29 protein-coding genes, 2 pseudogenes and 1 riboswitch are annotated in these 25359 nt (G+C 65.3%); of the genes and pseudogenes, 17 read left to right on the top strand and 14 right to left on the bottom strand.

Annotated elements, in window-relative coordinates; genetic code table 11:
- Positions 1–10 precede the first annotated feature (10 nt).
- Positions 11–472 (top strand): hypothetical protein, encoded by a 462-nt coding sequence (locus AC1DRP_RS11630; RefSeq protein WP_441489411.1) that lies wholly within the window; start codon positions 11–13, stop codon positions 470–472.
- Here AC1DRP_RS11630 and AC1DRP_RS11625 read toward each other — a convergent pair.
- A complete protein-coding gene (locus AC1DRP_RS11625) occupies positions 457–852 on the bottom strand; it encodes a GNAT family N-acetyltransferase (protein ID WP_476768555.1) in 396 nt (131 codons plus the stop codon). The two genes, AC1DRP_RS11630 and AC1DRP_RS11625, sit on opposite strands and share 16 nt — an antisense overlap.
- Positions 853–1037: 185 nt before the next feature.
- Positions 1038–1502, bottom strand: a complete 465-nt coding sequence (locus AC1DRP_RS11620) for an Lrp/AsnC family transcriptional regulator (RefSeq protein WP_441489413.1) — start codon at positions 1500–1502, stop codon at positions 1038–1040.
- 86 nt (positions 1503–1588) lie between these two features.
- On the opposite strand from AC1DRP_RS11620, the gene AC1DRP_RS11615 reads away from it, so the two are divergent.
- The 3 genes and pseudogenes from AC1DRP_RS11615 to AC1DRP_RS11605 all read left to right on the top strand — a co-directional run bounded on the left by AC1DRP_RS11615 (position 1589) and on the right by AC1DRP_RS11605 (position 4525).
- A complete protein-coding gene (locus AC1DRP_RS11615; protein ID WP_476768554.1) occupies positions 1589–2572 on the top strand; it encodes a mitochondrial fission ELM1 family protein in 984 nt (327 codons plus the stop codon).
- Between the two features lie 92 nt (positions 2573–2664).
- Positions 2665–3491, top strand: a pseudogene (locus AC1DRP_RS11610) (FAD-dependent oxidoreductase).
- Between the two features lie 143 nt (positions 3492–3634).
- Positions 3635–4525, top strand: a complete 891-nt coding sequence (locus tag AC1DRP_RS11605) for a LysR family transcriptional regulator (protein ID WP_043233503.1) — start codon at positions 3635–3637, stop codon at positions 4523–4525.
- 324 nt (positions 4526–4849) lie between these two features.
- Here the strand turns inward: AC1DRP_RS11605 and AC1DRP_RS11600 are convergent, their stop codons facing one another.
- On the bottom strand, positions 4850–5410 hold the full coding sequence (locus AC1DRP_RS11600) for an NADPH-dependent FMN reductase (RefSeq protein WP_441489416.1): 561 nt from the start codon (positions 5408–5410) through the stop codon (positions 4850–4852).
- A gap of 128 nt (positions 5411–5538) precedes the next feature.
- Between AC1DRP_RS11600 and AC1DRP_RS11595 the strand changes: the two genes are divergently transcribed.
- Entirely contained in the window at positions 5539–5883 is a 345-nt protein-coding gene (locus AC1DRP_RS11595) for a winged helix-turn-helix transcriptional regulator (RefSeq protein WP_441489650.1), read from the top strand.
- 9 nt (positions 5884–5892) lie between these two features.
- Here AC1DRP_RS11595 and AC1DRP_RS11590 read toward each other — a convergent pair whose 3' ends face one another.
- The 4 genes and pseudogenes from AC1DRP_RS11590 to AC1DRP_RS11575 form a co-directional block, all read right to left on the bottom strand.
- Positions 5893–6459 (bottom strand): methylated-DNA--[protein]-cysteine S-methyltransferase, encoded by a 567-nt coding sequence (locus AC1DRP_RS11590; RefSeq protein WP_476768553.1) that lies wholly within the window; start codon positions 6457–6459, stop codon positions 5893–5895.
- A 26-nt stretch (positions 6460–6485) separates the two neighbouring features.
- The gene (gene msrP / locus AC1DRP_RS11585; protein ID WP_441505261.1) at positions 6486–7442 is read right to left on the bottom strand and encodes a protein-methionine-sulfoxide reductase catalytic subunit MsrP; all 957 of its coding nucleotides are present in this window, start codon (positions 7440–7442) and stop codon (positions 6486–6488) included.
- A 166-nt stretch (positions 7443–7608) separates the two neighbouring features.
- Positions 7609–8476: pseudogene (gene leuB / locus AC1DRP_RS11580) on the bottom strand (3-isopropylmalate dehydrogenase).
- Between the two features lie 282 nt (positions 8477–8758).
- Positions 8759–10348 (bottom strand): ABC transporter substrate-binding protein, encoded by a 1590-nt coding sequence (locus AC1DRP_RS11575; RefSeq protein ID WP_476768552.1) that lies wholly within the window; start codon positions 10346–10348, stop codon positions 8759–8761.
- Between the two features lie 156 nt (positions 10349–10504).
- Positions 10505–10616, top strand: a riboswitch (TPP riboswitch).
- Between the two features lie 66 nt (positions 10617–10682).
- Here AC1DRP_RS11575 and thiB point away from each other — a divergent pair.
- Genes thiB through AC1DRP_RS11560 form a run of 3 tightly spaced genes read left to right on the top strand, consistent with a single transcriptional unit; the run spans position 10683 to position 13939 of the window.
- The gene (gene thiB / locus AC1DRP_RS11570) at positions 10683–11702 is read left to right on the top strand and encodes a thiamine ABC transporter substrate binding subunit (RefSeq protein WP_441489421.1); all 1020 of its coding nucleotides are present in this window, start codon (positions 10683–10685) and stop codon (positions 11700–11702) included.
- A gap of 4 nt (positions 11703–11706) precedes the next feature.
- Positions 11707–13248 (top strand): ABC transporter permease family protein, encoded by a 1542-nt coding sequence (locus AC1DRP_RS11565; RefSeq protein ID WP_476768551.1) that lies wholly within the window; start codon positions 11707–11709, stop codon positions 13246–13248.
- Complete coding sequence (locus tag AC1DRP_RS11560; protein ID WP_476768550.1) at positions 13241–13939, top strand: thiamine ABC transporter ATP-binding protein; 699 nt, start codon at positions 13241–13243, stop codon at positions 13937–13939. Before AC1DRP_RS11565 ends, AC1DRP_RS11560 begins: the two co-directional genes overlap by 8 nt.
- A gap of 15 nt (positions 13940–13954) precedes the next feature.
- On the opposite strand, the gene AC1DRP_RS11555 is transcribed toward AC1DRP_RS11560, so the two are convergent.
- Positions 13955–14356, bottom strand: coding sequence for a RidA family protein (locus AC1DRP_RS11555; RefSeq protein ID WP_476768549.1), 402 nt, complete (start codon positions 14354–14356; stop codon positions 13955–13957).
- Positions 14353–15531: a lytic murein transglycosylase gene (locus AC1DRP_RS11550; protein WP_476768548.1), complete on the bottom strand. Its 1179-nt coding sequence runs from the start codon at positions 15529–15531 to the stop codon at positions 14353–14355. The genes AC1DRP_RS11555 and AC1DRP_RS11550 overlap by 4 nt, the downstream gene beginning before the upstream one ends.
- 137 nt (positions 15532–15668) lie before the next feature.
- Here AC1DRP_RS11550 and AC1DRP_RS11545 point away from each other — a divergent pair, with 137 nt between their 5' ends.
- The 4 genes from AC1DRP_RS11545 to AC1DRP_RS11530 all read left to right on the top strand — a co-directional run bounded on the left by AC1DRP_RS11545 (position 15669) and on the right by AC1DRP_RS11530 (position 17587).
- Entirely contained in the window at positions 15669–15929 is a 261-nt protein-coding gene (locus AC1DRP_RS11545; RefSeq protein WP_476768547.1) for a SemiSWEET transporter, read from the top strand.
- A 70-nt stretch (positions 15930–15999) separates the two neighbouring features.
- The gene (locus tag AC1DRP_RS11540; RefSeq protein WP_476768546.1) at positions 16000–16356 is read left to right on the top strand and encodes a DMT family protein; all 357 of its coding nucleotides are present in this window, start codon (positions 16000–16002) and stop codon (positions 16354–16356) included.
- Between the two features lie 5 nt (positions 16357–16361).
- Positions 16362–17123 (top strand): class I SAM-dependent methyltransferase, encoded by a 762-nt coding sequence (locus tag AC1DRP_RS11535; RefSeq protein WP_476768545.1) that lies wholly within the window; start codon positions 16362–16364, stop codon positions 17121–17123.
- 161 nt (positions 17124–17284) lie between these two features.
- The gene (locus AC1DRP_RS11530) at positions 17285–17587 is read left to right on the top strand and encodes a hypothetical protein (protein WP_069879702.1); all 303 of its coding nucleotides are present in this window, start codon (positions 17285–17287) and stop codon (positions 17585–17587) included.
- A gap of 17 nt (positions 17588–17604) precedes the next feature.
- Here AC1DRP_RS11530 and AC1DRP_RS11525 read toward each other — a convergent pair whose 3' ends face one another.
- From AC1DRP_RS11525 to AC1DRP_RS11515, 3 genes are all read right to left on the bottom strand, one after another.
- Positions 17605–18738 carry a PQQ-dependent sugar dehydrogenase gene (locus AC1DRP_RS11525; RefSeq protein ID WP_476768544.1) on the bottom strand — a complete coding sequence of 378 codons (1134 nt, stop codon included), beginning with the start codon at positions 18736–18738 and terminating at the stop codon, positions 17605–17607.
- A 49-nt stretch (positions 18739–18787) separates the two neighbouring features.
- Complete coding sequence (locus AC1DRP_RS11520) at positions 18788–20092, bottom strand: NAD(P)H-dependent oxidoreductase (protein WP_476768543.1); 1305 nt, start codon at positions 20090–20092, stop codon at positions 18788–18790.
- Positions 20093–20255: 163 nt separating this feature from the next.
- Positions 20256–21230 carry a Bug family tripartite tricarboxylate transporter substrate binding protein gene (locus AC1DRP_RS11515; RefSeq protein ID WP_476768542.1) on the bottom strand — a complete coding sequence of 325 codons (975 nt, stop codon included), beginning with the start codon at positions 21228–21230 and terminating at the stop codon, positions 20256–20258.
- A gap of 141 nt (positions 21231–21371) precedes the next feature.
- On the opposite strand from AC1DRP_RS11515, the gene AC1DRP_RS11510 reads away from it, so the two are divergent.
- On the top strand, positions 21372–22184 hold the full coding sequence (locus tag AC1DRP_RS11510; protein WP_476768541.1) for a crotonase/enoyl-CoA hydratase family protein: 813 nt from the start codon (positions 21372–21374) through the stop codon (positions 22182–22184).
- 60 nt (positions 22185–22244) lie between these two features.
- Here AC1DRP_RS11510 and AC1DRP_RS11505 read toward each other — a convergent pair whose 3' ends face one another.
- The gene (locus AC1DRP_RS11505) at positions 22245–22724 is read right to left on the bottom strand and encodes a YaiI/YqxD family protein (protein WP_476768540.1); all 480 of its coding nucleotides are present in this window, start codon (positions 22722–22724) and stop codon (positions 22245–22247) included.
- Between the two features lie 133 nt (positions 22725–22857).
- Between AC1DRP_RS11505 and AC1DRP_RS11500 the strand changes: the two genes are divergently transcribed.
- The 4 genes from AC1DRP_RS11500 (at position 22858) to AC1DRP_RS11485 (ending at position 24067) form a co-directional block, all read left to right on the top strand.
- Positions 22858–23043: a hypothetical protein gene (locus tag AC1DRP_RS11500; RefSeq protein WP_441489433.1), complete on the top strand. Its 186-nt coding sequence runs from the start codon at positions 22858–22860 to the stop codon at positions 23041–23043.
- Between the two features lie 10 nt (positions 23044–23053).
- Positions 23054–23284, top strand: a complete 231-nt coding sequence (locus tag AC1DRP_RS11495; RefSeq protein ID WP_441489434.1) for a hypothetical protein — start codon at positions 23054–23056, stop codon at positions 23282–23284.
- 137 nt (positions 23285–23421) lie between these two features.
- Positions 23422–23733 (top strand): hypothetical protein, encoded by a 312-nt coding sequence (locus AC1DRP_RS11490; RefSeq protein WP_476768539.1) that lies wholly within the window; start codon positions 23422–23424, stop codon positions 23731–23733.
- Positions 23734–23932: 199 nt separating this feature from the next.
- A complete protein-coding gene (locus tag AC1DRP_RS11485) occupies positions 23933–24067 on the top strand; it encodes a hypothetical protein (RefSeq protein WP_280114129.1) in 135 nt (44 codons plus the stop codon).
- A gap of 291 nt (positions 24068–24358) precedes the next feature.
- Here AC1DRP_RS11485 and AC1DRP_RS11480 read toward each other — a convergent pair whose 3' ends face one another.
- On the bottom strand, positions 24359–25171 hold the full coding sequence (locus tag AC1DRP_RS11480; RefSeq protein ID WP_441505244.1) for a transglutaminase-like domain-containing protein: 813 nt from the start codon (positions 25169–25171) through the stop codon (positions 24359–24361).
- Between the last annotated feature and the right edge of the window lie 188 nt (positions 25172–25359).

Below are 25359 nucleotides of genomic sequence, written 5' to 3'. Positions count from 1 at the left end.
GGAGAGAGCCATGCTGAATCGTCGCGCCGTATTGGCCGCCGCACTCGGCGGCACTGCCTCTGCCTTGTTCGCTGTCTCGGTCCAGGCGGCCGCAGGCGGCGTGCGCGTCGATGTTTCCCACCTTGTTCAACAGGGCTGGGGTCCCAACGCCGCCCTTGTGAAGGCAGAGCTGGAACGCGAACTTGCCGGCAGCGGCCGCGCGGGCTCGACGCTTGTCGTCTCGGTGCTTCGCATCAACATGCCGAGCTATTCGGGCGGCGACGCGGAGGAAACCGGCGGCACTGTGGACGGAATGGAATCCGAAGCCCGGCTGATCGCTGCCGATGGACGGGTTATCGCAAGCTACCCGATCGTTTCGTCTTCATCAGCCTCATCCGGAGGCGCCTGGTTCGAGCCCGGCTTCGACAAGCGCCGGCTCGCGGCCCTGGTCCGGACCAACGCCGCCTGGATCAGACGCTATGTCGGCGAATGAGCCGCGGGCCGCCTGATCTCGAAGGCGGTCTTGCTGCGCGAGAACCCGCAGGCCTCGTAGAAACCGAGCACCGCTTCGTCCTTTCGCCCCGTCTGCAGCATGACCTTGTAGCATCCTGCCGAACAGGCCTGCTCGACAGCGGCGCCGATGACCCGCTTTCCAAGCCCCTGGCCCCGAAACCGCGCGTCCGCGACGACATTCTCGATCAGCGCAAAGGGGCTGAGGTTCCGGGTGAGATTCGGCACGACCACGATCACGCAACTTGCGATGGCGGCTCCGCCCAATTCGGCGATGTGAACCGTGATCAGGTCGCTGCCCAGGATCCGGTGCCAGGTCTCGGCGGCCATTTCGGCATTCGGGCGCGGGTCATCGCGATTCAATTGCGCATAGAGCGCCAGGATGGACGGCAGATGCTCGATGCCCGCCTTGCGGATCGCGATCTGCAYCCGCCCCCCGCTAGATCACGCTGCGCTTGGACGAAATCGTCCAAGCGCAGCGTGATCGATTCTCATAGATTAGAGCATGCTTGATGCGAAAAGCCGTTGCCACTTTTTCGCAGCATGCTCTAGCCGAACGGTACGATCGGCTCGTCCTTGACGCGGTCAAGCGCCAGGGCCGTGCGCACATTGCGGACATTCGGCAGCGCAGTCAGCTCTCCGACGAAGTCCTGAAACGCCTTCAGGTCAGGCGCCACGCATTTCAGGATGAAATCGATGTCGCCCGAGAGCGTCCAGCATTCGCGCACGGCACCCCACTTGCGGATGCGCTCCTGGAATATCGCGAGATCGGCCTCGGCCTGGCTGGCGAGATGCACGAAGGCAAAGCAGACGACCTCGATCCCGAGCTTGCGCTCATCGAGTTGCGCCCGATAGCCGGTGATCAGCCCCGCTTCCTCGAGAGCCCGGACACGCCGGAGGCAGGGCGGCGGCGAGATGCCGACCCGGCTCGCCAACTCGACATTGGTCATGCGCCCGTCGGCCTGTAATTCGCGCAGGATACGCAGATCGATTTCGTCGAGTTTGGAACGCACACAGATCCCCAGAGCAAAGTCGCGCTGGTGTAGACGCAGCTCCCACGCGATACAAGGCATCCCAACCACTGCCGCGGAGCCTGCTCTTGCCAGTTGAACCGATCCCGACGATCTGGGTCCTCACCGACGGCAAGGCTGGCGACGAGATACAGTGCCTTGGCGTCGCCGAACGGCTCGGCATCACCCCAGAGATCCGGCACATCGCCCCCGGTCGCCCCTGGAGCTGGCTGATGCCGCGCGGGCCGATCGATCCGCGCGAGGCCTCCCACAGACCTCAAAGCCCGATCCGCCCGCCCTTCCCCGACATCGTCGTCGCTTCTGGCCGCCGCGCCGCCGCCTATTTGCGTGCTATCAAGAAGGCCTCGAAGGGCAGGACCTTCACCGTCTTTCTCAAGGATCCGAGAATCGGAACGGGCGCAGCCGACCTGATCTGGGTCTCCGAGCATGATCGCCTGCGTGGCCCAAACGTGCTCGTCACCGTGACATCGCCGCACCGGCTCTCCCCCGGCCAGCTCGCTCAGGCCAGGCAGAGCCCGCCGCCGGCCATCGCCGCCCTGCCCCGACCGCGCGCTGCGGTCATGGTCGGCGGCGACAGCCGGCATCATAGCTTCCAGCCCCATGACATCGTCCGTTTCGCGAACGCACTCAATGCGCTCGCGGGCTCGGGCGTGGCGCTAATGGGCTCGCGCTCGCGACGTACGCCGGATGCGCTCGACAAGGCCATTGCCGAGGTCTTCGCGCGCCATGGCGGCTGGTGGTGGGATGGCACGGGCGCCAATCCCTATGTGCCGCTGCTCGCCAATGCCGATACCGTGGTCGTCACCGCCGACTCGACCAATATCGTCGGCGAGGCTGCAGCCACCGGCGCCCCCCTCCTCGTCTTCGAGCCGCATGGCGGCCACAGCAAATTCGCTCGCTTCCTCGAGGCGCTGAAGCGGCAAGGCGTTGTGCATCATTTCGAGGGACGGCTTGATGGCACCCGCTATGACCCCATAGACTCCACCGGCGTCATCGCGGAAGCGGTGCGACAGGGCTGGTTGCGGCACCGCGCCGAACTCGGCCTCGCCTGAGCGTGAGCGGGCCTGGGCTTGCGTCCGCCGCACGAGACCGTATCTGACGGAACGAGGACGCAGCGCCACGCTGCGCGAAAAGGACCGAAACCATGGCTCATACCCATGCCCGCGTAATGATCATCGGCTCGGGCCCCGCCGGCTATACCGCCGCGATCTATGCGGCCCGCGCGCTGCTTGAACCGGTGATGATCTCGGGCTTCCAGCCTGGCGGCCAGCTGATGATCACCACCGATGTCGAGAACTATCCGGGTTTTGCCGACGTGGTTCAGGGGCCGTGGCTGATGGAGCAGATGCGCGCCCAGGCCGAGCACATGGGCACCAAGATGGTTTCCGACCATATCTCGAAGGTCGATCTGTCACAGCGCCCGTTCCGGCTCTGGGGTGATGGCGGCGCCACCTATAGCTGCGATGCCCTGATCGTGGCCACCGGCGCCCAGGCGAAGTGGCTGGGTATCCCCTCGGAGCAGACCTTCCAGGGCTTTGGCGTCTCGGCCTGCGCCACCTGCGACGGCTTTTTCTTCCGCGGCAAGGAAGTGGTCGTCGTCGGCGGCGGCAATACCGCGGTCGAGGAAGCGCTCTATCTCGCCAACCTTGCTGCGAAGGTCACGCTGGTGCACCGGCGCGATTCGCTGCGGGCCGAGAAGGTGTTGCAGGATCGCCTGTTCAAGCATCCCAAGGTCGAGGTCGTCTGGGACAGCGAGATCGCCGAGATCTGCGGCGGCACGCAGCCGCCGTCAGTCACACATCGCCCGGCACGACGCAAACCAACATCCCCGGCGTTTTTGCCGCAGGTGACGTCACCGATGAGCATTACCGCCAGGCTGTGACGGCTGCCGGCCTGGGCTGCATGGCCGCGCTCGATGCCGAAAGATGGCTTGCCGCCAACGTCACGGAACAGCGTGAAGCGGCCGAATAGGCCGAAAAAGACAACCCATCACGATTGTTGATGGGTTGTCTCACGAGATTCAGTGTGAAAAGAGGCCCCGTCGGCAAAGCAATCGTTGACGTTCCTGCGTTTTACCCCCCAACATGCACGAAACGCATAACGGGGGAACCGCGGTGGATTGGGACCGCATCAGGATTTTTTATACCGTCGCAGAATCCGGCAGCTTTACCAAGGCTGGCGACGTACTTGGTTTGAGTCAATCCGCCGTTAGTCGGCAGATTGGCGCGCTTGAGCGTGAGCTGCGTGCACCGCTGTTTCACCGCCATACGCGCGGGCTCATTCTCACCGAGCAGGGCGAATTGCTCTGGCGCGCGGCACGCGAGATGACGCAGCGCCTGGAGCGGACGCGCGCCCAGCTTTCGGAGACGCGCGAGCATCCATCGGGCGAGCTGAAGGTCACCGCGACACGCGGTCTCGGCGGCCATTGGCTAACCCCAAGGCTGGCGGAGTTCCTCGATCTCTACCCGGACATCAAGGTTGACCTCATCCTCACCGATGAGGAACTCGACCTCTCGATGCGCGAGGCCGATATCGCGATTCGCCTGCGCCAGCCGCAGCAGCCGGACCTGATTCAGCGCAAGCTCTTCACCGTGCATTTCCACGTCTATGGCTCACCGGCCTATATCAAGCGCTTCGGTGAGCCGAAGAGCTACGAGGATCTCGACAATCACCGGCTCCTGTCCTTCGGCAGCACCTCGCCGTCCTATCTGACCGCCGTGCACTGGCTCGGAACCCTGGGCCGCGAACAGCGCAACCCACGCCCGATCCATCTCACCGTGAACAACATCACGGCGATGAAGCGGGCAGTCGACAGCGGCGCGGGCATCGCGGTGCTGCCGGACTATCTGATCGAGACCGGCTCACCCCTCGTCCAGCTCATGCGCGAGACTGAGATGCCGCAACTCGAAAGCTATCTGGTCTACCCGGAAGAGATGAAGTCGGTGGCCAGGGTGCAGGCATTCCGCGACTTCCTGATCCAGAAGGCCCAGCGCTGGACCTACTAAACGGCCGGATGCCCCGGCTATGCGCGCAGCGCGGGTATCCCGCGCTGCGGCGGACGCATGCTTTCAGCCATTTAGGCTAAAATTTGTCGCACATGATGATAGGTCATGCAGTTTCCGCATAGCGGCCCCAAGCTATGCTGCATTGCAAAACGGCACGTGCTGCCCGATATAGCAATCACGGTTGTTCGGAACGGGCTCCGCATTCTCCTCCCGGCGTTGAGTTCGTTCCAGCCGTTCCCCTCTGAGATGTTTGGCGGTAACGCCGGATGTTTCAAACTTCAAAGGCCAGCTCCCTCGGGACGCTGGCCTTTTTTTCATGCGTGGTTATGCAGCCCGGCGCGCGAGCAGGCCCGCAAGTTCGGCGAGTTGGTCGATGAAGGCCTGCAGGAAGGCGCGGGTCGATTCATCGGGGACATCGCCGGCCTCGTCGACCAGATTGGGCTTCAGGCCGATATAGGCCTCGCCGCCCATAACCAGCGCACCAAGATTGCCAAGAATCACCCGCAGATGCTGCTGCGCTATCGCGGCACCGATCGCTCCCGGGCTTGTGCCGGCGATGGCGACAACCTTGCCCCGCCAGGAACTCTTGCCATAGGGCCGCGCCGCCCAGTCGATCGCATTCTTCAGCAGCGCGGGAATCGAACGGTTATGCTCAGGTGTAACGACGAGAACGGCGTCGGCAGCCGCGATCTCGTTCTTGAGGCGCGTCGCGCTTGCCGGCCAGTTCGCCTCGAGATCCTGATTGTAGAGTGGCAGATCGTCGATCGTGATGACGCTCGCCTCGAAGGCGCCGGAGCCGAGTCGCGACAGCGCGACGGCGAGCTTGCCGTTGATGGAATCCTTGCGTGCGCTGCCAATGATGACGGCGAGCTTCAACTTTGCCATGGGAGATTTCCTTGGTTACAAAAAGAGACCAAGGCTCAATAAATGCCTATGTCAAAGCCACGCAAGGAGGCACAATTTTGTCACCAGAGAACCTGCATGTGCCTCACGAGTGCCGCGCCGTTGGCGAGATGCTGTCCCGCGTCGGCGACAAGTGGACGATGCTGGTCGTAGACCTGCTCGGCGGAGGGCCGAAGCGCTTCACCGAGATCAAGCGCGCGCTCGGCAGCATCTCGCAGCGCATGCTGACGCTGACGCTGCGCAATCTGGAGCGCGACGGCCTCGTCACGCGCACACAGTTCCAGACGATTCCGCCACGCGTCGATTATGAGTTGACCGAACTCGGGCACTCACTGCGCTATCCCGTCAAGGCGCTCAGCGATTGGGTCGTCGCGAACCGGCGCGACATCACGGCCGCGCGGAGCCGCTTCGACGAAGCGCAGGAGCCGAAGCGCAAGCTTCTCAAACTCGCCTGAGAGAAAAACTCAGCGCCGCCGCGCTTCCAGCGGCAGCGAATCGAACAGGCTCGGCACATCGCTGGTGCGCGCCTTMTCGATCGTCAGCATGCGCAGCTTGGTCTCCACCCCGCCATCGGCTGAGAAGCCGCCGGTCTTGCCGTTGGCCGCCAGGACGCGGTGACAGGGCACGATGATGGGAAAGGGATTCTCTCCCAACGCGACGCCAACAGCGCGCGCTGCGCCCGGCTCTCCGATCCGCGCCGCGACTTCGCCATAGGTCAAAGTTTCGCCTGGCGGGATGCTCAGGGCAACGGCATAGACCTTTCGGTTGAAGGCCGAGAGACCGTCCATCTCGATAGGCAGGTGAGCAAGGTCCCGCTTCTCTCCCCGCAGCAATGCCATGATCGCGCCAATCGCATCCTGCACGAACGGCGGAGCAGCGCTTTCGACAGCCTCCGGATAGCGCCGAGCCAACCGCTGGCGGGCTCGCGCCTCATCCTGCTCCGGCAGTTGCGCACCGATCAGGCGTTCGGCATTCCAGACCAGCGCGCAGGCGCCGATTGCCGTATCGAACAGGCAGAAACCCTGGCTCATCACGCCTCCCGACGGAAGCGGCGGCCTCAGACGTAGAGCCGCTCGCCTTCAAGCCCTTTGTACATCGCTGCGACCTGCTCGCCATAGCCGTTGAAGAGCAGTGTCGGTCGACGCTCGCGCGAACCGAGAACCTGCTCGCTGGCCTGGCTCCAGCGTGGATGCGGCACCTCCGGGTTCACATTGGCCCAGAAGCCGTATTCCGACGATTGCAGAGCCTCCCAGAAGGTCTTGGGCCGCTCGGCGACGAAGCTGATCCGCGCAATCGACTTCACCGATTTGAAGCCGTACTTCCACGGCGTGATCAGGCGAACCGGCGCACCATGCTGATTCGGCAGTGGCTTGCCGTAGATCCCCGTCACCATCAGCGTCAGGTCGTTATTCGCCTCCGCCATGGTCAGCCCCTCGGTATAGGGCCAGGGATACCAGCGTTGCGTCTGCCCGGAGGCGACGCGCGGGTTAAGGAAGGTTTCGAACTTGACGTATTTGGCACTCGAGAGCGGTTTCGCCAGCGCCACCAGGGCCTTCAGCGGAAAGCCGGTCCAGGGCACGGCCATTGCCCAGCTCTCGACGCAGCGGAAGCGATAGAGCCGCTCCTCAAGCGGCATCTTGCGGACGAGATCGTCGAACCCGATCTCGAATGGCTTCTCGACCATGCCGTCGATCGCGATGTTCCAGGGCCGCGTCGGCAGCTTCTTCGCCGCACTGACGACATCCTTGGACATGCCGAATTCGTAGAAATTATTGTAGTTCGCCGCCAGCTCCTCGTCGGTCACCGGCCGGTCGAGCGTGTAGCTCGCATTGCGCTTGGCAGGATAGAGATCGAGCGTCGGATCCGCGCCTTGCGCGGCTGCGATCTGGGGCAATGTACTCCCGGCGATCAGCCCCGCGCTCCCGCCGAGAAAGGCCCGGCGGTTCATGGCGATATGTTCGGGAGTGGCCTGGCTTTCGGGCAATTCCCAGCCAGGGCGGCGTTTGATCAGCATCGACGGACATGCTCCGTTTCAGAGAGCGAAGCTTAGTCCACAGATGAGCTTCAAGTGCAATTCACGAGGGGGAGAGGCATCGGGCCCCTCACCGCATGGCTCCATGCATCCCGGCCCAAGCGAAGCGCAGGACCGGGATGACGTCGGAGTGTTTGGAGTGGACGCGTCAGCCGCGCGCTTCCAGCGCCTTGACGATCGCATCGCCCATCTCGGCGGTCGAGACGGCATTGGCGCCCGGCGCGGCGATGTCCTTGGTGCGGGTGCCGGCGCCAAGCACATCGGCGATCGCGCCTTCGAGCCGGTCGGCCGCCTCGATGGCGCCGAAGGAGTAGCGCAGCGCCATCGCAAAGGAGCCGATCATCGCGATCGGATTCGCCAGGCCCTTGCCGGCAATGTCGGGAGCCGAGCCGTGGACGGGCTCGTAAAGCGCCTTGCGCTTGCCGGTGGCCGGATCTTCAGCACCAAGCGAAGCGGAGGGCAGCATGCCGAGCGAGCCGGTCAGCATCGCCGCGACGTCGGAGAGAATATCGCCGAACAGGTTGTCGCAGACGATGACGTCGTACTGCTTCGGCCAGCGCACGAGCTGCATGGCGCAATTGTCGGCGAGCACATGCTCGAGTTCGACATCCCGGTAGTCCTTGGATGTCGAGCCCCTCGACCACCTCGGGCTTGAGCGAGGAGGCGGAAGCCAGCGCCGGATAGCAGATCGCAGGCCGCAGATTCGCAAACAGGCCAAGATCCTTGCGCAAGCGCAGCAGGCCGGCTTCGGGGCGATGCTGATAGGGCACATCCGCCCATTTCGGGCCGCCCACAGCGCCGAACAACACCGCATCGGCATCCTGGGCGAGCTTCATGTCGCCTTCCGAGATCGCCGCCTTGTGCGCGTCATAGGCAGCGCCGCCGACAAGTCCGCGCTCGATGGCGAAGGAGGCGAGGCCCTGCCTCTCGAACCAGCCGACGATCTTCTCGACCTGGCCGGTCACTTCGGGGCCGATGCCGTCGCCCGGCAGGAGGAGGAGCTTGTGGGTCGCCATGGTCGCCTCACGCGTTTGTCGGATATTGYTGGGGCCAGAGCGGCCTTGCCGGGCTGATTAGGCGGGGAACGGGAGTGACGCAAGCGCAGCCGCGGGGCAGCGCGCCTGCGCGGCAAGCAGAAGCTGTACGATCGGCACCAGCATCGAACCGCTTCACTCCGGCCGGAGTGAAGCGGAGAGCTGGAAGCCGTCGCAGAGCGCGACGATGGTTTCCGGATCGGAGCCGCTAGCGCAGTGCCTTTGGCATCAGCCAGTATCCCGACGGCAACGGGTGCTCCGTCCTCAGGCCTTCTTCTCCATGTTCCAGAAGAACTGGACGGGCGAGAGCACCATGCCGGTCAGGCTCTYGCGATAGGCCATTGGCTGCTGCACCAGCCCCGCCGGCGCATAGGGCACCGTCTCGAAGGCGCGCTTCTCGATCGAGGCGGCCAGCTCCTTCTGCTTGGCCACATCAGGCGTTGCAATCCACTGATCGCGCAGACCTTCCAGCGTGGCATCCTCCGGCCAGCCGAACCAGGCGGCAGGGCCATTGCTGCGCAACAGCGGATGCAGCGCGGGATTGAGCACGTCGGCGCCCGACCAGAGCGTGTGGAACACCGACCAGCCGCCCTGGTCCGGCAATCCGCGGTTGGAGCGCCTGCCGATGAAGCTGGCCCAATCGGTCGCGACCAGATCGACAGTCATGCCGAGCTTCTTCAGCAGTTCCTGTGTCACCAGGCACTGGTTATAGGCGATCGGCTGGTCGGCGGGTGCCAGCAGCAGCACCTTCTCGTTCTTGTAGCCGGCCTCCTGCAGCATGGCCTTGGCCCGCTCCAGATTGTTGCCGAGTGCAGCCTGTCCGCCCGCTCCGGTCGACATCGGCGAGCCCGGCGTGAAGAAGGTCTTGCACTCCTTGTAGTAGTCCTTGCTGCCGACGACCGCCTCCATGTAGTCGGTCTGATCGATTGCCATCATCACCGCCCGTCGGATGCCGGGATTGTTGAAGGGCGGCTGCAGATGGTTGAAACGCATCAGCAGGATCAGCCCGAGCGGCACGTTCTCGATCGCGATCTCGGGATTGCTCTTGAGCAGGGGCAGGAGATCGACCGGCGGCTGTTCGTACCAGTCGACCTCGCCCTGCATCAGCGCGCCGACTGCGGCTGAAACCTCGGTCAGCGGCAACCATTCGATACGGTCGATCTTGGCGACCTTGCCGCCAGCGGCCCAGGACGGAGCCTCCTCTCGTGGCCTGTACTTGGCGAAGCGCTCATAGATCGCGTTCTGGCCCGGCACCCATTGCTTGTCCATGAAGCGCCAGGGTCCGGAACCGATCGCCTCCGTGATGTTCTTGGTTGGCTCCATCATGGCCACGCGCTCGGGCATGATGAAGGGCACGTTCGAGGAGAGCTTGCCGAGCGCGTCCGGCAGCATCGGGAAGGGCTTCTTCAGGCGGATGGCGAAGGTGCGCTGGTCGACGACATCGTAACCCTCGACGAATGTCGCGAAAGTCTGCCCGAAGGCATCGCGCGCCGACCAGCGCTTGATCGAGGCGATGCAGTCCTGCGCCCTGACCGGCTGCTCGTCATGGAACATCAGTCCGTCGCGCAGATGGAAGGTCCAGCGCAGCCCGTCCGGCGCAGTCTCCCAGCTCTCGACCATTTGCGGCTGGATGCGGAACTGCGCGTCCGTCGCAAACAGGGTATCATATATCAGATAGCCGTGATTGCGGATGACATAGCTCGTGGCGACGATCGGATCGAGCGAGGGCAACGGCGTCGACGGAATGAAGCGCAGCGTATTGGCGCGCGACTGCGCGCGCGACGGAAATCCAACGAGGCTGGAAGCGGTTAAAGCGGAACTTCCGGCCAGAATCTGACGGCGATTGAGTCGCATGCGGCATCCCCTTGCTCTTGAGCTTTCGCGCCTGGCGCGCCTGCTTTCTGTTAAGCAAGAGATATACCAGCATGATCATGCGGCCAGACGCAATGCCCCTTGCGATGGCCCGGCGGCATCAACTGGACTCGCCCCGGCCCGCTCGCTATTCCCTTGACCGTCTCAACGGGGTGCCCGGCGATTTCGGGCTGAGAGGGAAGCGCAGGGCTTTCAACCCGTCGAACCTGATCCGGATCGTGCCGGCGGAGGGATTGAGCATTGGCGTCTCGCAACCGGAGACCGCCTTCCCTCTCGACCGTCATGGCCTGCCGTCGAATGCATGCGGGGTGACGCCATGAGCTTTCTGAACAACCGGTTGACCCGGATCGCCGCCGCGCTCTCGGCGCTCCTGCTCGCGACGCCGTCCATGGCCCAGGAGAAACCGGCACTGACGGTCTACACYTATTCCTCCTTCACCGGGAAATACGGTCCCGGCGCGAAAGTGAAGGCGGCCTTCGAGGCGCAATGCAGTTGCACGCTGAACTGGGTCGCAAGCGATGATGCCGGCTCCCTCGTCGCGCGCCTGAAGCTGGAGGGTGAAGCGACCAAGGCCGATGCCGTGCTCGGCCTCGACATGAACCTTGCTGCAGAAGCCAAGGCGACGGGACTGTTCCAGCCCCATGGCCAGGATCGTGCCGCGCTCACTTTGCCCATCGCCTGGACTGACGATACCTTCCTGCCTTTCGATTGGGGGCATCTCGCCTTCGTCTATGATTCAACCAAACTTGCCGCGCCGCCCACCAGCCTGAAGCAGCTTGTCGACGATCCGAATGGGCCAAAGCTCGTACTGCAGGACCCGCGCACCAGCGCGCCCGGGCTTGGCTTCCTGCTCTGGATGCGATCCGTCTACGGCGATGGCGCCGACGCCGCCTGGACCAGGCTCAAGCCGCGCATCGTCACCTTCACCAAGGGCTGGTCGGAGGCCTACGGACTCTTCCTCAAGGGCGAGGCCGACATGGTGCTCTCCTACGCGACATCGCCGGCCTATCACATCGGCGCCGAGAAGAAGACGCAGTACAAGGCCGCCCCCTTCAGCGAAGGCCACTATCTGCATGTCGAACTCGCCGGCATGACGCGCACGACGCGGCAGCCGGAACTCGCCAAACGCTTCCTCACCTTCACGCTTTCGGACGCCTTCCAATCGCTGATCCCGGAAGGCAACTGGATGATGCCGGCGAAACAAGCGACAGGTGGACTGCCGGCTTCATTCGCCGATGTCATCAAGCCGGAACGGACCTTGCTGTTCACGCCGGACGAGGTGCGCACGCAGCGCCGAACCTTCATCGACGCCTGGCTCGCCGCAACGAGCCGCTGAGGCCTTGTTCCGCCCGGCCACGCTCACCGCGCTTGCCATCCTTGCGCTCGCCGGCGCCTCGCTCGCCGGGCTGGCGCGAGCCGGCGGCGACGTCGCGGCCCTGTCGCCGCTCGGCCCCTATCTCGCTCGCCTCGTCGCAGGAGCGACCGTCCAGGCGGGCCTGTCGATGCTGCTCTCGCTCCTGCTGGGCACGGCACTGGCGCTTGCCTTGCTGCGCCGCCGCTTTCCAGGCCGCAACCTCCTGCTCGCCGTGCTGACCGCCGCAGCCGTCGCGCCGACGATCGTGATCGTCTTCGGCGTCATCGCGATCTATGGCCGTTCCGGGCTGCTCGGCGACCTGGCGCGCGCCGTCGGCGCCGAACCACCGGCGATCTACGGGCTCCATGGTATCCTGATCGCGCATGTGCTGATGAATACGCCGCTGGTGACGCGCACGCTGCTTCAGGCCTTCGGCCGCGAACCTGGAGAGCGGAGGCGCTTGGCCTCGGCGCTCGGCTTCTCCGCCGCCTATTGTTTCCGGCATCTCGACTGGCCCGTGATCCGAAGAGAGGCCCCGGCGCTTGCCACCTTCGTCTTTCTGCTCTGCTTCACGAGCTTTGCCGTCGTGCTCTCGCTCGGTGGCGGCCCTGCCAATGCGACGCTGGAAGTCGCGATCTACGAAGCGGTCCGTTTCGAGGCCGATTTCGCCCGCGCTGCCGCTCTCGCCGGACTCCAGCTTGTGCTCTGCCTCGGACTTGCAACTGCGCTCGCCGCACTCGTGCCGGCGGCCCGCGACGAGGCAAGTGCCGAGCGCCATGCAATGCGCCCCGATATCCTCGCCCCTTGCCTGCGGCGGCTGGACTGCCTTGTTCTCATTCTGGCGACGGCGTGGATCGCACCGCCTCTCCTCAGCATCGCAAGCGGCCTCGCAGCCGTACCGATGCTCGCGACCGCCGAATTCGCATCGGCTGCCGCGACGAGCGCGGCGATCGCGCTTGGCGCTGGCCTCCTCGCCTGCCTGTTTGCCGTACTGCTCGCCAGCGCCGCGCGCGGACGCCGGCCGCGCCCGGGACTTCCCGACCTTGCCGCCTTCACCATGCTTGGCCTGCCGCCCTTCGCCTTCGTGGCAGGACTGTACGTCCTGACCCGCAACCTCGCCGATCCCGCAATGCTCGGTCTGCTGCTTGTGCCGCTCGTCAACGCCCTGATGGCACTGCCCTATGCCTATCGGCTGCTGGCACCGCCACTCGCGACCAGCGCCGAGCGCCATGGAAGACTGGCAGAGAGCCTCGGCATTGCCGGCTGGACCCGGCTGCGTCTCGTCGAATGGCCAGCCCTGCGCGCACCGCTGGCGGCCGCCTTCGCCTTTGCCACGGCGCTCTCGCTCGGTGATTTCGGCGTCATTGCTCTGTTCGGTGGCGGCGAGCTCACCACCTTGCCCTATCTGCTGGCGAACCGCCTCGGCGCCTATCGCATGGATGAAGCGGGAGCGCTGGCGCTCGTGCTGGTGCTTTCCGCCGGGGGGTTCGCCTACCTGACCGAGCACTGGAGTGCGCGTCATGCTTGAGCTGGCGGGCCTGTCCCTCAACTATCCCGGATTCGAGGCGCGCTACGACCTCGTCATTCCAGCGGGCGCGCTCTGCGCCGTCATCGGCCCGTCAGGCGGCGGCAAGACCACGCTGCTCCATGCCATCGCCGGCTTCGAACAGCCTGCGGCCGGAACCCTCCGCTTTGCCGGCGCAGATCTGCTGCCGCTCGCACCAGCCAGACGACCGGTCTCGATCCTGTTCCAGGATCACAATCTCTTCCCGCACCTCACGGCAGCTGAAAACGTCGCGCTTGGACTGAAACCGTCCCTGCGGCTCGACGCGTCCGAGCGCGAGCGCGTGGCAGCTGCGCTGACCGCGGTCGATCTTGCCGGCTTCGCAGCCCGCCGACCGGCGGAACTCTCGGGCGGTCAGCGTCAGCGCGTCGCCCTCGCCCGCGCCCTCCTGCGCGGCAAACCGCTGATGTTGCTCGACGAACCGTTCGGCGCACTCGACCCCGGGCTACGCCGCGAGATGATCGAGCGCGTCGATGCGCTGCGCCGCGAACACGGCCTCACCGTGCTGATGACGCTGCACACGCCGGAAGAGGCGGCCGGCCATGCCGACCTCTTTGCCTTCGTTAGGAATGGCCGCGTCGAAGCATCCGGCCCGTGGACGGGCCTGACGGCGTCGGACGGACCAGAGCCTGTCAGGCGCTTCCTGGGCATCTGAAGCGTGCCGTCCCGACTAACCGCGCAGCCGGGCCGTAATTTCGATCTCGATCTTCATCTCGGGCTTCAGTAGCCMGGATACGACATATATGCCGGCCGCTGGCCGGATCTGCCCGAAGATTTCGCCGCAGACGGTGAGAACCGGTTCGCAATAGCTGCGATCCGTGACGAAATACTGCGCGCGCACGACGTTGGCGAGTGCAGAGCCCGCTTCGGTCAGGACCGCGTCCAGCGTCCGGAAGATGTTGCGCGCCTGTTCCGCCGGATCCTCAGGCATCGTCATGGTGACATAGTCATAGCCCGTCGTGCCCGAGACGAAGACGAGGTCGCCATCGACCACCGCGCGCGAATAGCCGAAGGCGAGCTCGAACGGCGAACCGGTGGATATCAGCCGGCGCTTCGGATCCAGCATCGTCATCCCCGTCCACCCTTGAGCGCGCGCAACACCTTGGCGCCCGGCCGGCCGGTCTGCGGCATGCCGATCTGCGATTCGATTTCCTTGATGGCCGCCCTGGTCAGCGAACCGACGGCACCGTCCGGCTCGCCGACATTGTAACCCCGCGCGCTCAGCAGGCGCTGCAATTCGCGACGCTGCTCGCGCGAGAGCGGCGGATCGTCGGTCGGCCAGTCGGCCTGGATTCCCGGCCGGCCGCGGATGCGGTCCGAGAGCAGCGAGATGGCAAGTGCGTAGGAATCCGCACCGTTATAGCTGTAGGCCGCGTCATAGTTCTTGAAGACCAGGAAAGCCGGACCATTGCGGCCGGCCGGCATCAGCAATCCGGCATTGCCCGAGCCGGACAGTCCCGAGCCGTCATATTTGACGATCCCGCGTGCAGCCCAGGATGAGACCGGCTGCTTCGGATTGCGCCCGGTCGGACCGGAATAGCCGTTGGGGACGCGGACCTCGTAACCCCAGGTCGCGCCAGTCACCCAGCCGGCCTTGGCCATGAAGTTGGCGGTCGAATGCAGTGCGTCGGGAATCGAGTCGACGAGATCGCGCCGTCCATCGCCATCGCCATCGACGGCTAGACGCATATAGGTCGAGGGGATGAACTGGGTGTGGCCGAAGGCACCGGCCCAGGAACCCATCAGGCGGTCGGCCCGGACATCGCCGCGCTGGATGATCTTCAGCGTCGCGATCAGCTCACCCTTGAAGAACGCGTTGCGACGCGGTGCGAGACAGGCGCCGGTCGAGAGCGCCTGGACGAGGGGCATCTTTCCGCGCGCCTTGCCGAAATCGCTCTCGACGCCCCAGACCGCGACGATGGTATGGCGGTCGACGCCAAAACGCTGCTCGGCCGCGGCGAGGGTCGAGGCATGCTGGCGCAGCATGTTGCGCCCCTCCGCCACCTTCTCCTCATCGACCAGCGTGCCGAGATAATCCCAGATCGGAGTCTTGAACTCCGGCTGGTTGTTCATCGCCTCGATCACCTTCATGTCGGGCGTGACGCCCGCCATCGCCCGGTCGAAGGTGGCGCCGGACACGCCCTTCGCTGCAGCCTCCGAACGCAGGCCGGCAAGGCAGGACTGGAAGTCCGCCTGGGCGCCGGACGCGAAGAGGATGAGCGGAAAAGCCAGTTTGAATGCGCGCATGAACCCACCGAAACCCAAGGAATGACGCAAAACTAGGGCCGAATGGTTAAAGGAGATTAACCATGCGCGAACTGCGCGCAAAAGTCGCAAAGGACGGCTATGGCAGGGGCCTGACCTGATTCGAGGCGATGCCGCCCATGCCTGTCGCCACAACCGAGCTCCTCGGCTTCACCGCAGCCGCGCTGACGACCCTGTGCTGGCTGCCCCAGGCCTGGCACACGATCCGGACCCGAGACACACGCGCGATTTCGCTCTGGACGCAGATATTCTTCGCGCTCGGGATTAYTCTCTGGCTGGTCTACGGGCTCCTGCTGATGTCCTGGCCGCTGATCGGCGCCAATGCCGTGACATTGGTGCTGGTCCTCACCATCCTGACCATGAAGCTGCGCTACGGCTGAACCGGCTCTATCGGGAACCCCTCATGCTGGTTAGGCTTTCTGTAGACACAGCCTCGGACCGCCAATCCCCATGCCAGCCCTCTCCCCCGCCCATCTCCTGCCGATCGCCATGCTGATCGGTTCGAATGTCTTCAAGACCTTCTCCTGGTATGGCCATCTCAGCTACAAGAGCACCGCGATCTGGCTCGCCATCCTCGCCAGCTGGATGATTGCACTGCCGGAATACATGCTCGCCGTCCCTGCCAACCGCATCGGCAATGCGGTCTATTCCGCCGCCGAGCGGAAGACGATGCAGGAGGTCATCACCCTCACCGTCTTCGCCGGCTTTTCCATGCTCTGGCTCAAGGAGCCGCTCGGCTGGAACCATGCGATCGGTTTCGCGCTGATTGCGGCCGGTGCCTTCTTCATCTTCCAGGGCAAGGCGTAAGCAGGATGGCCAATCTCCCTTCGCCCGGACATCCCGCGGTCTCCGCCTATCTCGCCAATGGCTATGACGGCGTCGTCGGCATGTCGTCGCGCTTTGCCGCGGCGATCTGCGCGCGGCTGCTGCGCCTGCAAACCGAGGAAGGGCTGCATGGGCCGGTTGCCGAGATCGGCGCCTTCGAGGGACGCTTCTTCATCGCTCTCGCCCATGCGCTCGAGCCGGGCGAGGTCGCTCTCGGCATCGATATCTTCGAGTGGCCGAATCCGGAGGTTGAGCAACGCTTCGAGGCGAATTGCCTGAAGCACGGCATCGCCCCCGAACGGCGCGTCACGATCAAGGGCGATGCGGGAGCGATGGCTCCAGCCGACCTGCTGAAGCACACCGGCGACGCGAAGCTGCGTCTCATCCACATCGACGGCGAGCATTCCCGCCTGGCGCTCGCCAGAGATCTCGCACTCGCCACCGCCTGCCTGGCCGATGGCGGGCTGATCGTTCTCGATGACATGCTTCATCCCGGCTACCCGACGTTGATGGTCGCGGTGCAGGCCTATCTCGATGCACACCCTCAGATTGTGCCGCTCTGCATCATCGACCGTGAGACGATTGTCGGCGCCACCAAATTCGTGCTCTGCGAGCAGCACTGGTTCGAGCGCTATCAGGCTCGGATGCTCGATATCTTCAAGGAGCAGATCTGGCCACTGGGCGCCGACTTCGAACCGCATTGGTGCCTGGTGCTGTCGCTCGACACCCGGCTGGCGGACATCACCTGAGCTGCCGGCGCACTGCCTGCCGTATGTCATTCCGGACACGCCGCTATAGCGCTGCCGTCCGGCACGTCGGGGTCGGTGCCGGGCTCAAGAATGGTTTCCGGCCTTCAGCTTCGCTGCGGCCGGGATGACCGTATCACTCCCGACCACCTAGGAAGACTGCCGTGAAGAAAGCGATCCTCGTCGCCCTATCCATCTTGAGCCTCTCGACGCCGGCGCTCGCCGGCCCGACCTGCAGCCCGAGCGACGACCGCGCCAGGATCCTCGCCTCCGCCAGCACAGGCGACGTCCACCCAACCTGGCGCGGCGGAAAACATGTCGGTTACGGCTGGTCGCTGCAGGTCAAGCGCAACGCCCGCGACGACGCCGGTACGTCCTATTATGTCGGGGATCTCTATGACACGCGCGGTCAGCTCTCGACGCGCAATGCCTTCGTCATCGAGAACGAATGGGATTGCGGTCCCTGACGCGCCCGCTCCGGCGCTCACCGCGCCGGCCTGACCCGCAGGATCTTGCCGTTGGCATCATCGCTCAGCAGGTAGAGATAACCGTCGGGGCCTTGCCTGACGTCACGAATGCGCTCGCTGAGCGTGGTCAACAGCCTCTCCTCGCCGGTGACCGTCTCGCCCTGCGTCGAGAGGCGGATCAGCATCTGCCCGGCAAGGGCGCCAACGAAGAGAGAGTTTTTCCAGGCCGGCCAGATTTGCCCGGTATAGAAGGTCGCGCCGGACGGCGCGATCGACGGGTCCCAGTAGAACAGCGGCTGCTCCATACCGGGTTTCGATGTGCCCTCACCGATCTTCGCGCCGGAATAGTCGATCCCGTAGGTGATCACCGGCCAGCCATAGTTGAGCCCGGCCTTCGGCGTGTTGATCTCGTCGCCGCCGCGCGCGCCATGCTCTGCGGTCCAGAGCTGCCCGGTCTCTGGATGCAGCGTCGCGCCCTGCACGTTGCGGTGGCCGATCGACCAGATCTCCGGTTGCCAGCCCTCCTTTTTTGGATTGCCCGCCGCCGCCTTGCCCTCCGGGCTGATCCGCAGGACCTTGCCAAGGTGATTGCCCGGGTTCTGCGCCTGATCCCGCTGGCTGAAGCGGTCGCCCACCGTGACGAACAGCGCGCCCGTCCGGTCGAAGACCAATCGCGAGCCGAAATGCATGTTGCTGTTAATCGTCGGCATTTGCCGGAAGATCACGCTCATCCCTTCGAGCGCGGTGCCGCTTGCATTGAGACGCCCGCGCGCGACGCTGGTGCCGTTTCCATTGGCGCGCGGCTCCGCGAAGGAGAGATAGAGCAGCCGGTTCTGGGCAAATTGCGGATCGAGCGCGACATCGAGCAGCCCGCCCTGCCCGCGTGCCATGACGCTCGGCACACCCGCGATCGGCCGCGAAATCTCGCCCGCGGCGGAAACCAGCCGCAACCGGCCCGGCCTTTCGGTCACGAGCATGCGCCCGTCAGGCAGGAAGGCGAGGCCCCAGGGATGCTCCAGACCGCTCGCCACCGTCTCGACGACCAGCTCGCCCGCGCTCGATGGGAAGCGCTGCTGGGCATCGGCCGTCGCCGACAGTGCCAGGGCTGAAAGCGTGGCGCTGAAGCAGGCGGCAAGAACGCTGTGGCGCATGGAACTCTCCCTGTCGTAGCGGAACGTCAGTGAGGCAAAACGCGCGGAATCACCACTCGGTTGCTTCGAGTTCACGCCGAAGTGAAACGATCGCCTGGGTCTCGTCGAGCGCGACGTCGTCGCTGGTCACGGCCTGGCCGGCCGCGACATCCCGTTTGAGCTTGACGCCATGCGCGAGCCCGATCGGCAGGGCGCGGACTTCGCGGCTCGCCCGCGCCGGCATCAAGCGGCCATAGACCGTGTATCCGCCCTCCCCGTCCAGCATCTCGCCGGCCTTGAGGTCACGCTTGGCCACTGCAGCAGCGTCTCCGCGCCACTCGCGGGTGCTGCCAGTCGGCTCGCCGCGCAGGGCCGCGTTGAGGACCGACATCGAAAGCTCCAACCCGATCAGGTGGAACGGCTTGTACATCGCCGCATATTGGCCGGTGGAATCGGTCGGCAGGCCGTATTGCTTGAAGCAGGCCGCGGCGTAGTCGTTCGGCGCCTTCAGCACGACATAGACGCCCCAGCGCAGGTCGCGAAACACAGGCCGCCCGTCACGCTCGAGCGAAGACACCACTTCGACCATGCCGTCGCGATCGAGTTGCCCCCCGACCGCCTTCGGCCGCAGCACATGGGCAAGGTCGTCGACGCCGACGGGCGGGAATGCGAGGCCGGCCTCCGGCACATCGAGCCCGCAGGCATTGGCGATCGCCGCCATCTCTATCGCCGACTTCGTTCCATCGAGGAAGGAGTTGAACATTTGCGGGTTCATGCCCGCCGCCTTGGCCGCCTCGGGCGTCAACCCGTAATGGGTCCAGACATCGTCCGGCGTGACCTGATGGTAGGCCGGCAGATATTTCGTGCCCTTGCCAGCCGCCGCAACCGTGAATCCGGTCGCACGCGCCCAGTCGACCATCTCCGAGACAAGCGCCGGCTGGTCGCCATAGGCCATGGAATAGACCACGCCCGCGGCCCGAGCCCGGGTCGCGAGCACCGGGCCGACCAGCACGTCAGCCTCGACATTGACCATCACCACATGCTTGCCGGCGGTGATCGCCGCCAGTGCATGGTGTGCGCCGGCGGCCGGATGGCCGGTTGCCTCGATGACGACCTCGATACCGTCCATCGCAGCCGCCTCGGCGCCGTCCGCGACATAGCGGGTCGCCTCGATGCGGGCCTCGTCCCAGCCGACCTGCCGGCACGCGCGCTTCGCCCGCTCGGGATCGAGATCGGCAATGACAGCGACCTCCAGCCCCGCAATATGGGGCACCTGCGACAGGAACATCGAACCGAACTTTCCGGCCCCGATCAGTGCGACGCGTACGGGCCTTCCTGCGTCGCGACGGGTGGCGAGAAGTGGCATCAGGTTCATGACGACGCTCCGGTGTTCAATGATCTCGGGCAGAGTCACCCGCGTCGAGCCGGCAACAGCGACGCCGCCAGCCCGGATCCGTCATGGGATGCGAYGGATTGGGGGCTCGAGCGGCCAGGCCACATGCCCGGAATGACGGAGGCGGACTGAACGATAACGCCGGTTATTCCGGCTTCACGCCGGCATCGGCGATGATCTGCTTCCAGGTCGCGATCTCCTGGAGGTGATAGGGCTTGAACGCGGCGGGATCGCGCACCTTCAGCGTGAAACCGAGCTTGAGGATCGCCTCGGTTATGGCAGGCTTGGCGATCGAGGCCATGACTGCCTTCGAGAGCGTGTCCAGGATCGGTTGCGGAACCGCGGCAGGTGCGAAGAAGGCCGCCCAGGAATCGGCGTCGGCATTGCTGACCCCCTGCTCGCGCAGGGTGGGGATATCCTTGGCGCGCAGATTGCGCTCCGGGCTCGCCAAAGCCAGCGCGCGCATGCTGCCGGCGTTGATCTGCTCCAGCACGCTCGGCAGCGTTGAATTGGCGATGTCGATGCGCCCGCCGATGATCTCCTGCACCAGCGGCGCGGCGCCGCGGAAGGGCACATGCGTCATCTTGGTGCCGGTGCGCTGCATGAACAGCTCCATCGCCAGATGCGAGCCGGAGCCGACGCCGGTGGAGCCGTAGTTCAGCTTGTCGGGATCCGCCTTGGCCAGCGCGATCAGCTCGGCAATGGTCTTGGCCGGCAGGTCGTTGCGGACGACGAAGGCGTGCTCGAAGGCGCCCACGCCGCAGAGCGGCGCAAAATCCTTCACCGCATCGTAGCCAGGCTCCTTCAGCAGGAACATGTTGTTCCCATGCGTCTGGTTGTTGCCGAAGATGAAGGTGTAGCCGTCCGGTTCCGCCTTGGCCACGGCGCGCGTGCCAACCGCCCCCGATGCACCGGCACGGTTGTCGACCAGCACGTTCTGGCCGATCGAGGTCGAGAGATCCTGCGCGACGAAGCGGGCAATGGCGTCGGTCGGTCCACCCGCCGGATAGGGAACGACCAGCGTGATCGGCTTCGACGGGAACGTCTGCGCCCGAACGATGGCCGGAGCAAAGGCGGCACCGGCAATGATGCCGAGCGTGGTGCGGCGGGTCAGCGACATGAAGGTCCTCCGGGGTGCCCGATTTGGAGACTGGGCTTGTCGCGAGAATTACGGGCAAAGGCGCCATGCGTCCAGCGGCAGGTGCCGGCGCCGCGGGAGGCTGTAGCCTGCGCTCAGCGAGCAACGGGGAACGAGCCGCCCATGACCATCCGCATCGAACGCGACGGCAAGGTCGCGACCGTCATCCACAGCCGCATCGAGGCCCGCAACGCGATGGATCCCGACAGCGCCGAAGCGCTGACGGCCGCCTTCCGCGAACTCGACGCCGATCCTGAAACCGGCGCGATCGTGTTCTGGGGCGAAGGCGGCGCCTTCTGCGCCGGCTGGGACCTGAAATATGCGCAGGCCTTCACCGATGCGGAGCGCTTCCGCACGGAGATCGTCGATGGACTGGCTTTTCCCCATGGCGGTGGCCCGGCCCCACGCGGCCCGATGGGCCCCTCGCGGCTGGAGATGGGCAAGCCCGTGATTGCCGCCATCGAGGGCCCGGCCGTCGCTGGCGGGATGGAACTCGCACTTTGGTGCGATGTCCGGATCATGGCCCAGGACGCCTATTTCGGCGTCTATTGTCGGCGCTGGGGTATCCCGTTGATCGACGGCGGCACCGTGCGCCTGCCCCGCCTTGTCGGCCAGGGCCGTGCGCTCGAGATCATCATGACCGGGCGCAAGGTCGCAGCCGACGAAGCCCTGCGGATCGGGCTCTGCGAGACAGTGGTCCCGCGCGGAGAAGCCCGCGCCGCCGCCGAGGCAATGGCGCAGCAGATCGTCCGCTTCCCACAGGGCGCCATGCTGGCCGACCGCCACAACGCGATTGCCGGGCACGGCCTCGGCGTCCGCGAGGCGCTGGCGCGGGAATGGGCTGGAGCCGTCGAGACCATCGTCAAGGAAGGTGCGGCCGGAGCCGGACGCTTCGCCGGCGGCAAGGGGCGTGGCGGCGACTTCGAGGATATTTGAAGGCTGCCTCTGTCTCGGCCGGGCCGGAATGGCACGCGGTTTCCGCTCGGTCGCCAGGCCCTACCCGCCGAACCCCGCCCGCTTCAGCCGCTGCACCGCGACGTCGAGTGCCTGCAGGAAGGCTGACCGGTCCTTCTGCGAGAAGGGTTTCGGCCCGCCGGTCACCGCCCCGGCGGCACGCAGATCCTCCATCATGTCGCGCGTCGCCAGCGCCATGCCGATCGAGGCTTCGGTGAAGGGTTTGCCTGTCGGCCMGATGACATCGGCTCCGGCCTTGATGCAGCGATCGGCAAGCGGGATGTCGGAGGTGATGACGATCGCACCGCGCGCCACCCGCTCGGCAATCCAGTTATCGGCAGCATCGAACCCGTCGGATACGATCACCCGTTCGATCCAGCTCTCCCGCGGCACCATCATGAAGCTGTTGGCGACAACGAAGACCTTGAGCCCATGCCGCTCGGCCACGCGATACACCTCCGGCTTCACCGGACAGGCGTCGGCATCGACATAGATCGCGATGGTGCTGGGGCTTGGTTCCATGGGGGTCAGCGCATCGCAGGGAACGGCAGGGCATGCAAGGACGGCTTTATGCCGGCCTTATGCGGCAGCGCGTCTTCCACATCGCAAGCTTAGCGGGAGCGGACCTACATCTCGACCATCGATGGAGGTCGAGATGACGACTGATACCGCCTACGCCCATACCTCTCACCAGCGCCGCGCCCGCGCGGTCTATCGCACCGTGGCGAAGAAGCGGCCGGCGACCGGCCTGCTCGCGGCAGAGCTTGCTGCACTGGCCTGCTTTGCGCTCGCGGCCGCCGGCTTCATCGGCCTGCGCGCCTGGCTGTTCCTGCCGAATTGAGCGCTGCGACATGGGACAATCCACGCCGGTCCAGCCGCTCGAAGGAGCGAGCCATCTCTTCCTTGTCGGGCAGTCGAAGCACGGTTTCTGGGTCGCCCGCGACCTCGAAGGCCAGTCTGAAGGCATTTTTCGCGAGAAGAAGGATGCGGTCCGCTTCGCCATGTTCGAGGGCGGCCATCCCAACGCGGTGATGCTCTCGCCCAACGCGGTCGAGCCCAGCTTTGGCATGGGAGTACGCTGATCCTGATCCAGTCTGACGATGCCGTATCTGCTTCGGCCGGGCGCAAGCCCGGCCGCTTGCTTCATGACACCGGCCATTCCCTTTGGGACCACATCTCGACCGTTGAAGCGGCCTACCGAAAGAACCTGCAACGGCCGATGGACCGGCGACTTGAAAGGGAACTCTACGCCATCTTCCTTGCAGCAGCCGGGGCGCTGATCGATCAACTCGTCGAGGTCGGCATCGACGATCCCGGCGATATCGCCCGGCGGCTGAATCGTCGCGGCTTTCCCTGCTGGGGCCGTCCGCGCTGGAGCACGGGAAGCGTCGCAACGATTACGCGGCGCCGGCGCATGGCGGAGGCGCATGATGATGTCGCCCAGGCATCAACCGGGCGACGCGAGATATCCCGAGAAACCGCGTGCACTTCGGCCGGCGCTGGCCTAGGCTCGAACTCTGCTTCGATGTGACAGAGTCCGGCTACCGCCCGGGCCGACCGCGGCAGCCGAAAGCCGGCCGCAGAATGACCGAAGACAGCACGAGTTTCACTGCACAGCGCCGCTTTCGCGCAACCACTCCGAGTATGTCGGTATCCGACCAGGACTGCCGATCTGCCCGTTGACCTGAGAAGGGGCGCAGCCCGCGCCCCTCGAAGCGAGGAATGAGACGATGGCAAAGGGTGAACAACGCGGCAACCGCGAAGCCAAGAAGCCGAAGAAGGACAAGCCGAAGGTCTCGGCAGCGGCCCCTTCGACCTTCGCTGCCGTGGTCGCAAAGGCCGCGGCTCCGCAAAAGAAGAAGTGAGGCGCCGGCAGCCGCTGCCCTGCCTCGCAGCGCCGGCTTTTCCCGACCGCAACGCACCGCCGACAGGACACAGATGATACGCTTCAGGACGATCGAACCGGAGGCGGCGGCGAAACTCACTGCGCCGTCGGCAGCCTCCRCTCAGCCCGCATCAGCCAAGGCCGGGGCACTGGCGGCTGGCTCCAGCAGTGCTGAGGCAGCGGCACAGGAGCTGCCTCAGCAGAAGCCCGTCCGGGCGAAGAAGCAGGGCGCAGCCCGGCTCTTCGACGAATAGCTCCGGGGACCTGCTCGTCAGGCCTCGATGACTTCGTCGGTCCAGACCCTGAAACCGACCAGCGTGTTCGGCCCGAAGGTGGTCGTGATGGCGACATCAGCCGCGTCGCGGCCGCGCGCGATCAGCACCCGGCCGATCCGCGGCACGTTATTGCGCGGGTCGAACATCTCCCAGCCACTGCTCAGGTAAGCCTCGAAGGACGCTGCGAAATCGCCCGGCGGAAACGGGGGAGGCGTGCCGACGTCGCCGAGATAGCACGTGCAATAACGCGCCGGGATGTTCATCGCCCGGCAGAACGCGATCGCGAGATGCGCATAGTCGCGGCAAACGCCACGCCCCTCGCGATAGGCCTCCGACGCCGTCCGCGTCACGCTCGCATCATTGTAGTCGAAGGCGATGCGCTGGTGCACGAAGTCGCAGATCGCCTGCACACGCGGCGCGCCCGGCAGCACATGGCCGAAGAGCTGCCAGGCCAGATCGAGCAAGCGGTCGCTGTCGCAGAAGCGACTGGCGAGCAGAAAGACCAGGCACTCCTCCGGCAACAGCTCGACCGGGACCTGCCCTGCGTCGTGGCGGAGCGTTTCAGGCAGTCCGCTGTCGTTGATCACGGCATCGGCCGAGATTCGCACGCGCCCTTGCGGCGCCACCAGCCGGCTGCACCAATTGCCGAAACCGTCGCGATAAGCGCTGACGCGGACCGGTGGATCCAGGCGCATGTGGTCAGGCTCGTCCAGCTCGGACACCCGGCTGAAATGCACATGCAGCATCAGGATCATGGGGGTTGGTTGCGGAAAGTCGTAATCGAGCTCGTAGCCGATCCTGAGTTTCACGTGATGCCTTCTGCGCGACACTCCGCGCTGGTCACTGGTTGCGCCCCCAAAGGGGCGTCCGGCACCATGCACCTTTCGGGCCGGGATGGCACTGATGGGCGTGGCCCTCCCTCGCCAGCCCGTGCGAGGCGCATCATTCACATTGCTGCTGCCAGCCATGACGCACTCTTGCTTGCGGTGCCGGCACG

The organism is Allobosea sp. 01N443 (assembly GCF_056399325.1).
This window is presented reverse-complemented; position numbering and strand designations above follow the sequence as displayed.